At 45.8% G+C, this 13833-nt stretch carries 10 protein-coding genes; 1 reads left to right on the plus strand and 9 read right to left on the minus strand.

The features are described 5' to 3' along the window. Nucleotides 1-6 precede the first annotated feature (6 nt). The 9 genes from ACXHJ1_RS05445 to ACXHJ1_RS05485 form a co-directional block, all read right to left on the minus strand. On the minus strand, nucleotides 7-1623 hold the full coding sequence (locus tag ACXHJ1_RS05445; RefSeq protein WP_457905734.1) for a DUF4179 domain-containing protein: 1617 nt from the start codon (nucleotides 1621-1623) through the stop codon (nucleotides 7-9). Further along, the gene (locus ACXHJ1_RS05450; RefSeq protein WP_457905735.1) at nucleotides 1607-2125 is read right to left on the minus strand and encodes an RNA polymerase sigma factor; all 519 of its coding nucleotides are present in this window, start codon (nucleotides 2123-2125) and stop codon (nucleotides 1607-1609) included. The genes ACXHJ1_RS05445 and ACXHJ1_RS05450 overlap by 17 nt, the downstream gene beginning before the upstream one ends. Nucleotides 2126-2370: 245 nt before the next feature. After that, nucleotides 2371-3309 carry a YwqG family protein gene (locus ACXHJ1_RS05455; protein ID WP_457905736.1) on the minus strand — a complete coding sequence of 313 codons (939 nt, stop codon included), beginning with the start codon at nucleotides 3307-3309 and terminating at the stop codon, nucleotides 2371-2373. 181 nt (nucleotides 3310-3490) lie between these two features. Beyond that, nucleotides 3491-5458 (minus strand): BglG family transcription antiterminator, encoded by a 1968-nt coding sequence (locus ACXHJ1_RS05460; RefSeq protein WP_457905737.1) that lies wholly within the window; start codon nucleotides 5456-5458, stop codon nucleotides 3491-3493. Nucleotides 5459-5503: 45 nt separating this feature from the next. Then, complete coding sequence (gene mngB, locus ACXHJ1_RS05465; protein WP_457905738.1) at nucleotides 5504-8179, minus strand: mannosylglycerate hydrolase; 2676 nt, start codon at nucleotides 8177-8179, stop codon at nucleotides 5504-5506. 39 nt (nucleotides 8180-8218) lie between these two features. Next, nucleotides 8219-9331, minus strand: a complete 1113-nt coding sequence (locus ACXHJ1_RS05470; RefSeq protein ID WP_457905739.1) for a PTS fructose transporter subunit IIC — start codon at nucleotides 9329-9331, stop codon at nucleotides 8219-8221. A gap of 108 nt (nucleotides 9332-9439) precedes the next feature. After that, the gene (locus ACXHJ1_RS05475) at nucleotides 9440-9757 is read right to left on the minus strand and encodes a PTS fructose transporter subunit IIB (protein WP_107734430.1); all 318 of its coding nucleotides are present in this window, start codon (nucleotides 9755-9757) and stop codon (nucleotides 9440-9442) included. Beyond that, on the minus strand, nucleotides 9757-10212 hold the full coding sequence (locus ACXHJ1_RS05480; protein WP_457905740.1) for a PTS sugar transporter subunit IIA: 456 nt from the start codon (nucleotides 10210-10212) through the stop codon (nucleotides 9757-9759). Before ACXHJ1_RS05480 ends, ACXHJ1_RS05475 begins: the two co-directional genes overlap by 1 nt. Nucleotides 10213-10324: 112 nt before the next feature. Next, entirely contained in the window at nucleotides 10325-11218 is an 894-nt protein-coding gene (locus ACXHJ1_RS05485; RefSeq protein ID WP_457905741.1) for an AraC family transcriptional regulator, read from the minus strand. Nucleotides 11219-11348: 130 nt separating this feature from the next. On the opposite strand from ACXHJ1_RS05485, the gene ACXHJ1_RS05490 reads away from it, so the two are divergent. Next, complete coding sequence (locus ACXHJ1_RS05490) at nucleotides 11349-13607, plus strand: beta-L-arabinofuranosidase domain-containing protein (RefSeq protein WP_457905742.1); 2259 nt, start codon at nucleotides 11349-11351, stop codon at nucleotides 13605-13607. Nucleotides 13608-13833 lie beyond the last annotated feature (226 nt).

Below are 13833 nucleotides of genomic sequence, written 5' to 3' on the forward strand. Positions count from 1 at the left end.
CCCTATCTATTTCAAAACAACTTCAATATCACGTCCAGGATCACTGTACTTGTAGATGCCAGGATTTAGTTCCAAGCTTCCGTCTAATTTAATATCTTTATAACGATCAACATTAACGCCTGTGGATACCATACCCTTCGCAATGATCTCAGGTATTACTTCTTTGCCGTTAATTCGCATCGTTGTTTGGCTGACACCTTTGAAGCCAGGGGAACCGGATTTCGATTCGACAATCAAATCTTTTCCCTCTGTATAGTATGCAAAATCAATTTGATAACCGTCCGCTTTAAGGCCAGCGAACTGTTTCTCTTCTTTAGGTTTATGAAGAGTGACCCAATTCTTAGACGTATCACGTTTCTCAATGACAGCATCTTTCAATATAAGTTTCATTGGAACATCAGACCAGTCCTTATACCATTCTGGAGATTCAAACTGATATAAGTGTTGATAACTTTCAGGATCAACTCCTTTAATATTCCGACCACCGCTAATTTTTTTATCACCTATAACCAGTTGAACTGTTTTATAATGAACATTTCCTTTTTTAAGTGAATCACGCTCTGTTACTAGAATTTCAATATCCAAGGGGGTAACAATCAGTTGGTCTAGGGTAGCGCCTGTATTATTTTGGAATTCAGTGCTGCTATGCAACTTCTTAGAATAAATTGCTTCACTTGCTTTTTTCCCATCCGCTTCAAATTCGAACTTCCAGGTGCCCTCAATTCGTTTTGCTTCCTCAATGTAACTAAAATGGAGGTTTGCCTTACTCCAATCTTGTGCAGTCATGTTGAATACCTGCTCAATATGCAAGTCTGGGCTGTCGCTAGGTAGAATGGTGGGGATTGCGTCTATTTCTTTGTCGCCCACTTTCATTACTAAATGCGGGTTCCCACGTCCTAAATCCGATGGAGCTGTAGCAACTCTAAAGCGGACAACAGTCTTGTTGTTGGTTTGTCGAACGGATTCTATATAAATGTTAGGATACTGCTTGGTCCCCGTAACAAGTGTATCCCCGGCTTGATGATCCGTCTTTAGAGGAATGTCCTGGTTACGATAAAAAATTAGATTCTGTGCCTCAAGTGTGTAATCTTGTTTCCGATCTTTTAATGTATCAACAGTTTCATAAATACCAAGGAGTTTCTGGCTTTTAGGATCGTAATTTAAATATCCGTGTGCTCGTTCCTTGTTATTAGAATTGCTAGTTACCATAGTGTTCTCTATAGCAAACCCAATATAACTGGTTGGATCGATTCCTGAATCCAGAGAGATAAGCATTTTCATTTTTTCGCCATCTGTTACAACACCATTCAAATTCATCGTAATGCCTGCATTGGTTGCTTTTAGATCATACCGCTGGCCAATACCATTATTTAGCGCATTGGTTACACTACGTCCGCCTATTTCATCCCAATTAATAGTTACACTAGCGAATACAGGGATGGCAACGAGTAAAAAACATGAGAATACGATACTCACAGGAACAATTTTTGTTCTAGGTGTAGGTGCTTCCTCTGACTGTTGCAGAGTTTCTTTTCGTCTGGCTGCTTCCTGTTCTATATTCACCCACATTGCATCATATTCAGGTTGAGGAATATGCTGTTCTTTTTCAAAATACCGACTCACTGCTATTCATCTCCTTTACTTGAGATACCACCATTTTTTTTAGCAGTTTAAGCCCCCGATTTAATCTGGATTTAGCTGTTCCTTCGGGTATATTTGTAACTCTAGATATTTCCGGCACAGTCAATTCGTTTACATAACGAAGGATCACGACCATTCGAATTTTATCTGGAAGCTTGTTATATAGCTTGTGTAGCTCTGTCTGAGTTTCTCGATGATATAAGCTCTCTTCCACCGGATTAAATGAATGAGGGCGTGACAATAAAAAAGTTCGTATTTCCTTCATCAGCCCAGTCTTTCGCCTTCTAAGCACATTGCTGCACTCATTGGAAGCAATTCGTAAAATCCATGATTTGAGATCTTGTACCTTTGACCTGTCGGCCAAGATTGCTTTGACAAATACCTCTTGGCAAACATCTTCCGCATCTGCTTGATTTTGCATCAGATAATAGCAAAAATAATATATCTGTTCCTTATATAGTTCAAATAGCTCTCGATCAGTCATATGTGTGTCCCCCCCTTGTTGCGGTCTCATCTATAAGACTAATAACAGAGTACAATCGTTCATTTACATCTAAAAAAGGCAGTCCTATATAGGACCACCTTTGATTAATCGTTCAATTCCCAACGGTCAGGCAAAACAAAACTACTGTGCCATATGCTCAATTCACTACTTTTTATCAAACAAAAAGCACCCTGCTCTAACCCCGGCCTTTAGCCTTCATCATAAACATGAGTCTGGCGCCCCGGCTAGCTCGTTGCCAGATTAACATACGTTCGCGTAAAATCAAGGTTTTTCAAATCCCTTTGATCTATAAAAAACTCCAAATACCCTGCGTCCCACCAGCACATACCGACCTCATTCAAGGATGATACAGAGAGCAGAACATGCCAATTTTCTGAAGCTTGATCGTGCTTTTTCCGGTTGGCCTGGTATTCTTGCAGCTGAGGCAGCACTTTGGATCGTAACTGCTCCGCATACTCCGTACCTCCCCTATGCATAGCTTGCTCGGCTTCCTGGTGGATCTGACTCTCACTCTTATGCCAGTTAAATAGAAGACCCTCTAGCCCGTTTCGGCACAGATAAGCATCCCGACGAGTATTCCCGGCAAAAGACTGATGCTGTCCCCACACCGTGTCGCTATGTTCATATAGAAGCTCATAAAGCTCTTCGTACTGATCTACAAGAATATCTCCTAGTTCACCCTCCGAGGGTAGTGTCAGGATCGGATGAAAGGAAATTGCATACGCGGTGAAATCCCTGTTCTCGGCACATACTTCAACCTTCCCATTCGGCGGCAAAGTTTTCTGCAAAGCGCTGCTATCGCCGTTATAGTAAAAGATTTTATGCTCAATATCATAAGCTGGCTCATCCAGCCCAAGAAAAAAGTATAGTATGCCCTGATGAGGCAATCCCTCAAATGGTGAAAAAGGCAACTCACTTAGATTGATCTGAGCAATAAACGTATAATATTCTCCGTCTGAATTACACGGCCACTCGATCGAAGGCGGCAAATCTGGATAGCCGGCGATCCGACTATTTCCAACATGTTCATAGTTTTCCTCATGCTCTAGATGAAATTGTATCGTAGCTTCGGCTTCCTGATAGAGCTCTTCTTTTAATTCATCATCAAGTGAATGCTCTTCGAGTATTCGAGTTAGTTCTTCCTTTAATGGTGATTTCAGCATCTCACTCGCCCCTTTTGAATGAAATAATATAAATATATTCCCCATACAAGTCTTACATAAGATTACCAAATTACAGTCTGACAAGCTATTTCTCTAGCAGATATAAGGACGTAGAATACTAAAAAGAGACCCTTAGGATCTCTTCTTCCGTTCCATATGAGAGTAGATAATATGGTCACCCTTAATAAAAATCATTACTCTTGACTGCGAGCACCTGACGGGCGATTAGCATAAAGGCATCAAAGGAATGACAATGCTTTAATCGTTCAAGCGTTTCCTCCTGCCGGATCAGTTCTACAAATAAATCATAAATTCCCATGGCCTGCTCATAGTCCTCTTTGCAGATTGAGAGCAGGAATACTACGTGAACCTCATGGTTAGCGTCCCATTGGATCGGATTTTCCAGCAAGCACACACTTACGACTGTTCGGTTAGAACTTAGCTCCAGAGGATGGGGAATGGCCATCCCTCGATCCAGCGCAGTAGAACCCAGCTTCTCTCTTTCTTTGACTGCTGGCAAAAACTTGTCGGTCACCACTCCTTTTTGCTTTAAAATACCGCTCATTTCTTCAATCAGGGTATCTTTGCTCGGCTGATCGGAGCGAGTCATAAACCATTCCTTGTCAAAATACCGCAGCAGTGATGTCTCCTGTTCCTCATCGCTGGCACGTATCATCCGCGTCATTGTCTCCATATCCCGTTCCGAAGGAATCGGGCTGATTACTGCCGAAGGCTTATCCTTACGTTGCTGCAAATGAATGGTCGAAACGACCAGGTCCTCATCGACGGTGGACATTTCCTCGTATTCCCGAAGGGAAACCACACGGGATACATCCAGCTCAGCAAACAGCGAACGCAGCCTGGATTCCAGAATACGGGCGGTTCCGTAGCCGGAGCCGCACACCAGCAACACGGTTTTGCGACGCCGATGAGGAATATGGTATTTACGTTCCAGTGCAGCTCCGATATGAAGTGCCAAATAACCGATCTCGTTATCATTGATGTCGAATGGAAACGATTTTTGCAGTTCTTTTACTGCGCCTACTGTGATTTCATAAGCAAGCGGATAATACTTGCGGATATGTCCAAGCAGCGGATTGCGCATGTTCATGCCATGCTCCAGCCGGATCAGCATTGGCTTCAAATGTACAAATAAATCCCGGGATAACCGTTCATCGTCACGCAAGTCATAGGTGAAGCGTTCATAGACAAACGTCAGCATCCCGTGCACTGTCAAGAAGAGACGGTCAGACTGAAGACGCTCCCACTCGGTTTCGGTCATCTTTTTGCTGACAATATGCAGCAGAACATAATCCAGTTCTCCTTCAGGGCAGATGATGCCAAATACCTCTTCCATTTCCCTCATAATGGTGGTAGCCAATTCAATATCCCGCTGACTGCCCACCACTGCCTCAAAGCGTTCTATCCCATGTCCTTCCTTCACCCGCAGCACCATGACCGCCAGATGAGTAATAAGGTCTTTCAGGGCCAAATCAGCCATTTTGGTCCCCACGCTCCGCAAATGCTTTAGAATAATTGTGCGGATCTGCGAGAGATCTAATCCTTGAAACAGCTGTTGTTGCTCCAAGGGCATGCCGCTGCGTTGCCCCTCTTCATCGCGGATATCGGCATATTCAGCCAGACAGTAACGAATATTCTTTTCTTCCCCTACCACCTTCACACCATGTCCTGGCTTGGTGCGCAGGGTGAGGCTATAATCCTCCAGAATCTGACGAATGATTTTAGAATCATTATTCATTGTTGCCCGGCTAATATACAGCTCATCGGCGAGGCCCTCCATCTTCACGTATTCCCCCGCATTCAGCAGCTTGAACAGCTCATATCGTATGCGTTCTTCTGGAGCCTCTGGCAGGCGCTGACCTACTTCTGTTTCTTCCTGACTTTCATCCGCGAAAAAATGGTATTTTTCGTGATCATCAATCCTGATCGTATAGCCGCTGCCCCTTTTGGATTCCAAGTGTGCTCCATATTCATTCAGCATACTATCCAGCTTCTTGAGGTCGTCGCGGACTGTCCGTTCTGTGACCTCCAGCCGCTCAGCGAGCGCCTTGGTGGTCCAAGACCAGCCTTGATCATTTCCACTAATGAGCTGGTACAGCTTTTTCAAGCGTTTGTAGGGAAAAATCATGTAGATTAAGACCTCCTTTCCGATAAACCGTATTTTACTTTCACGTTACTTTATTTCCGGGGTTACCAGTACTGTCAGCAACTTGCAATGCTGCAATTCCGGCAACTGTGCACCCTCCGAAGCGGATGCAACCAGTGTCTCCCCCTTGGAGCGCTCATCCAGCGAAACCAACTCGTAGTGGGCTGATCCACCATATGTGATACGTGCAGTTGCGTCTTTCTTCAGATAAGGATTAAACACACGAACGACATACCCATCGCTATGTTCTGCTTTCTTGAATGCACTTAAGATGACGTTGGAAGGCTCGCTAAATGATAACAAGCTGTAGTTTTGCTCGAATATTCGCTCTTCGTCACGGAAGGCAAATATTAAGCGACCGTTGAGAAAATCAGACAGCTGATAACTGGACAACGGCGTTAAATATTCCTTCGCTGCTCGAGCGATGTCCGCCTCATCAAACCCAGACTCGTGGACATGTAGAGCAAACGTAAACGAAAGCTCACCTAGCAGCTGTGCGTCCGGCGTTTCTACGATCTTTTCTCCCGAGGCACGACCTGGGCGATATAGCAGATTCTCCTTACCCATATATCCAAAAGTACGGAATAACGTCAGCGCTATTGTATCATGTTCAGGGCCTATGATTTCATATTCTCTTACCCCTTCGGTCAGCACCGCTACTCCACGTGAGCCATCGTTTAACGCAACATAGCTTTGCATCGCCTCTATGGTGATCGGCTTCTCCGTCCACTGCTCCCGTTCCCATACCTTTGCTTCCTCCAGCGTAGTTGGACGGGCAATGACGCCGAACGGCTGATCTGCAATGGATAGCTTGGAGGCAATCCCGGTATCAAATAGCACCCGCAGACGGTGACTCAATACCCGATTGTCGACATTTACGGAGAAACGTATCAGACGTTCACCTTTACGTAGCGAGACCGATGCCTGTAGTGGCAACTCAGCCGAAGTCAGAGCAGCGAAACGCTCATTTAAGTCATACGGAACCTTCAGCTTCATCCGAAGGGACAGATCTTCGGCTACCGGACCTTTGGATGTTATCGTCTCCACATCAGCACCCAGTGAAGATACCGTAAGGTCTCGTTCCGGCGGAGAATAGTTGTAGGAATCTCCGTCATCTCCATTTTCCTCGAACACCATTTGATCCACGTACACACGTCCCGAGACTTTATCCGTAATGCTTAATGCCCCGTTCTCCTGTACAGATATCGTAAAAAATTCATTTTCAATACAGTCTCCGTTGCTGCGTTCTGCTATCGCATCCCCAGTCGAACTGAAATCAAACACGATTTGTGTATACCCCATAGCAGGGACTTCCTGAAGCTCCACTAACAGCTTGGCACGAAACACACGTTCAGGCAGGTACACCTTTTTGCTCGGGTTCAGATCAATATGCTGACCAAGCACGTAGTCGGTTTGTTCCACTTTCTCGGTAATCGTATATGGAAGCTGCTGACCCTTCGTATCCCGAATGACAAAGCTTCCTTCCGGCAAGTAAGCTTCAATCTCCGTCACTCCCTTGCGCGGATAAGGCAACGTATTAAAGACGGTGAAGGCAAAAGTCTCCTCCTGCTTAATCTTCGACGCGATCATTCGCTTGTGCAGCTCTAATAAATTCTCCGCGATATCGCGCGCCTGTTTGTAACGAAAGGCCACATCTCGGTTCGTCGTATCACTATTGCAGCCACCAATGCTGTCGTGAGCCGCATTTTCAAACAACAGCTTCCATATATCCTTCACGATATGATGTGGATATTCATGTCCAAGTGCATGACTGATCGACAGTACAGGCTCCAGCGTATTCACGATTAAGTTTTCAATCTCATTATTTTGCTGCTTAAGGTCGGCCCGTGTGGAAAAAATCGACTTATGAATACGCATATGCTTGGCTTCCATAAGCTCTCCTTCCAGTACAGGAAGATCACTGCTGTCTTTTTCAATCTCTTCAAGGAAACGTTCCGGCTCATTCATCACATATTCTCGTTTCGGGTCCAGCTCATTGAACGTGCGAATCAGCTCTGGCAAGTTCAGGCGGATCGGCGCCTGATCGAAGCCGTTGGGAAAATAAACATGGCGAGTGGACGCTTTTTCCTCCAGTGCACCGATCTGACTGTCGAGATACGCCTCAAGTTCTCCCGCTTCCTCTGGAATATTGCCACCATAGTAGTAGCCAAACGGCATCTGTACCGCAAACACCTGACTGCCATCCGACCCTTTCCACAAAAACTCGGTTTTCGGATTGGTGTTATCTGCTACCCCGCGCCAGAACAGAAAATGTCGAATACCAAACTCCTGATAAATCTGTGGCATCTGCGCCGATTGACCGAAGGCATCCGGCACATATCCGACCTCCATGGCATGACCGTATTTCTGTGCGGTTTCCATACCGTAATACAGGTTACGTACAATAGATTCTCCGGAAATCACCAATTGGTCGGTCTGCGTATACCACGGTCCAGTCATCAGACGCTTATCGCTTACTAGGCGGCGAATGCGCTCTTCATCTTCCGGGCACCAGCGGGTATAGTCGTCGAGCAATGACCCTTGAGCATCCAAAAGATAGTATTTAAAACCGTCCCCGTTTTCCAACGCATCTAATACTTCTTTCACATGCTTCACCAAGTAGACTTTCGATCTGGAAGTAGTAAAATACCATTCCCGGTCCCAATGAGTATGGGGTATGACATGCACTTTTGTACGGCTCATATCTCGTTCTCCCTCCATCTATCTTCTGTCTAGTGATATTTAGTCAAATACGAGTTCTATGTCTTCTCCATTTTTCTTAACAGATGCCTCTTTCGCTTCAGCCTGCTGCTCTTCCTCACGGAAGTTGACGAGCAAGGTTCCAGCTACAATGATCAATGCGCCTGTAATCCCTCCAGCCAGATATGCAAACGGAGTACCGACGGATATCGCGCCATACAAACCGCCAATTGGAGGCATGATGACATGTGCGCCTAGCAAAGCTGTCAATGCTGCACCTGCTGCGCAGGCAATCATGTTTATTGGAATCAGCTTGGCAGGATTACGCAGTGTAAACGGGATAGCCCCTTCTGTAATTCCGATAATGCCCATGATCACAGAGCCCTTTCCAGCTTCCCGATACGTTTTGGAAAAGCGTTTTTTCAAAATTAGAGTTGCAATTCCATAGCCCAGAGGTGGAATACAGATCGCAATATTTACGAAAATATTGGGTAAATACACGCCCGACAGGAATAACGCATTTCCCGCCATCCAGGCTGCTTTATTAACAGGGCCCCCAAGGTCGAACCCGATCATAGCCCCCAAAATCAAGGCAAGCACCAGGGTGCTGGTTCCGCTCTCACTCATATGCTTAATCCAGTTGACCAGTCCTTCATTAATCGCGCTCAGCGGCCCACCCAGAATGACGGACATGAGAATCCCGGTTAAGCCTACCGTAATGAGCGGCAAAATAATCAGCGGAACAGAACCAGCGGCTGGGCCTGTAATTTTCACTCTGTTTTTCACCCAGAGGGTGACATACCCCGCAAAAAAACCTGCAACAAGAGCGCCTAGAAAGCCCGCATTTGTTTCCTGCGCCAGCACACCGCCGATCAGCCCTGCAGCAAGTGCAGGCTTGTCAGCAATCGAATAGGCGATATACCCAGCCAGAACCATGTTTAGCAGTCCAATTCCGCGCCAACCTACATTTTCAACTAAGTATAAAATATGAAGAAAACCACTTTTGTCAGCATATGGGCCAAAGTCGGTGACCCCCATGGTCAGACCGATAATTTTACACACGGCAACAATCAAGGAGCCTGCAATAATAACTGGAAGCAAATAAGAAATGCCTGTCATCAGATGCTTTTTAGCTTCACCGAGCCATTTTTTCATCGTGTTCTCCCCCATCATGAATACTACTGTTAATTCAAAGGCTCATCGGACAATCGGATAACATGTAAGTCAGCTACGCTGCTGATTCTCCGTGTTGCCTTCCTAACCTTATTTTTGAGCAGAGATCGCTTCCACCGCTTTGGTGAGTACCGCTTCCGCATTGTTGACCGCATGGCCGATTTTAACGCGAACGATTTTTTTATCTTCAAACCGCTCCGCATCCTTCACCGTCTGATCCGAAGCAATCAATACAAAATCCGCCGCTGCAATGTCTTCCTCTGTAAGCTTGTTCACTTGGCCCAGCGCACCCTGCTGTTCCACTTTAATATGGTGACCGAGCTGTGCTGCTGCTTTTTCCAGCGCTTTGGCCGCCATTGGAGTATGAGCCAACCCTGCAATACACGATGTAACGCCTACAATTTTCATTATGACACCAACCCTTCTGTATACTGTTCCAGCAAATGATACACATCGCCGCTACTATTCGCGTCCGCTACCGCCTCTTTGAAGGAATCTTCTAAAAGCAGGGTTGCGAGCGAGGAAATAATTTGTAAATGGGATACATCCACAGACCCTTTAGGCACTAAAATACTAAAAATATACTGGACAGGCTTGCCATCATGAGAGTCCCAGTCAATGCTATGTTTCAATCGGATGACGAGGACTGCCGGTCTGGTGACCACCTCGCTTTGCGTATGAGGGATGGCAAACTGGTCCTGAAGCCCTGTCGAATATACCTTTTCCCTCTCCCATAAATCCTGCACCATTTGCTCCCTATGGACGGTGACACCCAGCTTTTCAGCCTCTTGAGCAATAAACTCAAACACAGCCGATTTGGTCTCCAGCTTCTCATCCAAATAAATCTGTTCTCTAGTAATCATGGTGGATGTCTCTCCTCCCCTCTATCTATAAGTGAAACGCTTACAAGTTTATTTTAGCCGACTCTTCCTCCATGTTTTATCTATAAAATTTCCCGATCCAAGCGGAAATGGACTAGACATTGTTCATAAATGTTTTGTGATAGGCATTCCGGTATTGCGAGGGAGTCATATGGACTCGCTTTTTGAACAATCGCATAAAATACTTCTCATCCGTGTATCCCGCTTCCTCCGCAACCTGCTTAATGCTCATATCTGTACGGGAAATCAATTCCTTCGCTTTGTTGATTCGAATACTGTGAATGAACTCCAAGGGGCGCATGCCCGTATTTTGCTTGAATAAACGAGATATATAATCCTTGTTGTAATTGAACTTCCGAGCCAGATCGGTCACGGTCAGCGGTTCCTCAGCATGAATTCGAGTCCACTCGATAATCTTGTTCATACTCACATTCCCCTGTGAATGGACAGGATTGGAGATCAAGCGACTGAGGGCCAGTTCAGATATCTCAATCAGCAGTGAGGTGAACAAATAGTTAGCACTGTGATATGTAAGATAGTGTGAGTTGGCGACATGCAAAATTTGATTGACAATAATATGAATCCGATCTCCATTATCTGCCTGTACACTTTGCGGTAAATAGATATCCCGCATCACGCCATGACGCTGCAAAAGCCCATCCATAGCACTTGTTTCCTGCTTCATTTCCTCAATAGATAATACATTCGGGGTCGCAGGCATATCGAAATGAAACCAATAAAATTTAACCCCCGGCAATGATTCCCGGTATCCTCGGTGCGTACGACCAGGGTACAGCAATAGAATATCTCCTTCCCCTATTTCAAAATCCTCCTGTTCCTCCCGTATATATACCGTTTCTTGGACACCCAGGATCAACTCAAAGTTCTCAATGGAACGGCTCATATGCTTCCATGGCACCTCGGAAACAAACTCGCCTGCCGAGATTAGTTGGATCGGAGTATCTACATTTACTTTCAGATAGGTCATGTTATCGCCTCTTTAGATTCATGTTCGGATTTGTCCACCCATTGTATGGTTAAGCTACTGACATACCGCGGTTGCAGTGCTAATGTAGTGGAGAAATATACACTTTCATCTTAGCTAAGGAGCGATGATTTTGAAAGCACAAGCTTTTGACTTGCATAAAGTAAGCATTGATTCCGGCCCACTTTACCACGCTATGGAACTGAATACGACCTATCTGCTGGGTTTGGAACCCGACCGTTTATTGTCACGTTTTCGTGAATATGCGGGCTTGGAACCCAAAGCGGCTCATTATGAAGGCTGGGAAGCACGCGGCATCAGTGGACATACACTTGGTCACTACCTGTCTGGCTGTGCACTGATGTTTGCCTCAACAGGTAACAAAAGACTGCTGGAGCGAGCAAACTATGTGATCGACGAGTTGGAAATATGCCAAAACAGTCATGGAAACGGATACATTTCCGGTATTCCGCGCGGGAAAGAGATTTTTGAAGAGGTCAAAGCCGGAGATATTCGTTCCCAGGGCTTTGACCTTAACGGAGGCTGGGTACCGCTATATACGATGCACAAGCTCTTTGCAGGCTTGCGTGATGTCCACCTGCTCGCTCATCATCCCAAAGCATTAGCGATGGAAATCAAACTCGGCGACTGGCTGGAGGATGTATTCCAAGGACTGAGCGATGAACAGGTGCAACAGGTGCTCCATTGCGAGTTTGGCGGCATGAACGAGGTGCTAACCGATCTGGCGGAACATTCTGGAGAGATACGCTTTCTGAATCTGGCGGAACGCTTTTATCATGGAGAAGTGCTGAATGATCTGGCAGACAGCCGCGATACGCTGGCAGGACGACATGCTAATACGCAAATTCCTAAGATCATTGGTGCAGCACGGCAGTTCGAAGTGACAGGCAAACCTCTATATGCGGACCTCTCCCGCTTTTTCTGGGATCGGGTGGTTCATAAGCATTCCTACGTAATCGGCGGCAATAGCTATAATGAACATTTTGGTGAACCTGGCAAGCTGAATGATCGTTTGGGTGAAGGCACCTGTGAAACCTGCAACACCTACAATATGCTGAAATTAACAAGACATATGTTCGAATGGGACGCGTATGCAGCTTATGCTGATTACTATGAACGAGCAATGTTTAATCATATTCTGGCTTCACAACAGCCTGTAGATGGACGGGTGTGCTATTTTGTATCGCTGGAGATGGGTGGACACAAGTCCTTCAATTCTCAATATGAGGATTTTACATGCTGTGTCGGGTCCGGTATGGAGAGTCACTCTATGTACGGCACCGCGATTTATTTTCACACAGCAAATACAATCTATGTTAACCAATATGTCCCTTCTACTGTGACGTGGGATGAAATGGATGTACAGCTCCAACAAGAAACTCTCTTTCCGCAAAATGGGCGAGGAACGCTGCGTGTCATAAGCAAGGAGCCCAAGTTCTTCATGATCAAACTAAGATGCCCACACTGGGCGGAGCAGGGCATGATGATTAAGATCAACGGGGAAGAGTATGCCGCAGAGGCATGTCCTACCAGCTATATTGTAATTGAACGGGAATGGAACGATGGAGATACGGTCGAGTACGATATTCCTATGACAGTAAGAGTTGAGGAAATGCCAGATAATCCGCGACGAATTGCCTTCATGTACGGTCCACTTGTGCTGGCTGGAGATCTGGGTCCTGTTGAACAGGAGTCCAACGAGGAACGTCTGCTGGCATCTGTTCTGATCGGATCGGCTGATTCCTTGGCAACCAAGCTGACTGCTGACAGGATCGAGCCGAATACATTCCATCTAAGCGACCTGGGTTATATCGGAGAGTTGCAGCTTCGTCCGTTTTATCAGATATATGATCGTTCTTATACCGTTTATTGGGATCTCTTTTCCAAGGAGGAGTGGACATCAACAGAGGCAGAATACCGTACCGCGTTAGCGTACCAGCTGGAACTGGAACGACGTACAGTGGATGTTGTGCAGCCTGCCGAAATGCAGCCTGAACGGGATCATGCCTTTACTGGCGAACATGTAGGCTTGGGGTCCATCTATAACCGCAAATATCGCGATACATGGCCTGGGGGCTGGTTCTCTTTTGTCATGAAGGTGCTCCCTGATGAGCCTGTCCAATTAGCAGTGACCTATCTGAAGGACTCCGACCGCTCTCATCGTGACTTTGACATCATCGCAGATGGTCATAATTTGGGAGAAGGCAAGCTGGAATCCGAGGAAATGAATAAATTCGAGACGTTTGCCTATGAGTTGCCTCTGTCTGTGACGAGCCACAAAAATGAAGTGACAATTCAATTCAAAGCCCATCCACAAGGCAAGGTGGCGAAAGTGGCTGGATTACGAGTGATCAGACATTCTATTGTATGACCAAATGATCTATATAAATCTACGATAACGCCACTACGCAGGCGGATAGCGCTTCCCATCGCCACCGCTTTGCTTGTACAGCACTATTCCGCCTGCTCCGTTTTTGATGTTCATCTTTTAAATTCAGCTTAAATAAAAAAAAAGCAGATGCTCCTATGAGCTATCTGCTAGCTATCTGCTTTTTTTGTTTACCCTAATAACTTCGAATATAGTAGCAGCTTCATGT

The sequence above is a fragment of the Paenibacillus sp. ALE2 genome, assembly GCF_054113385.1.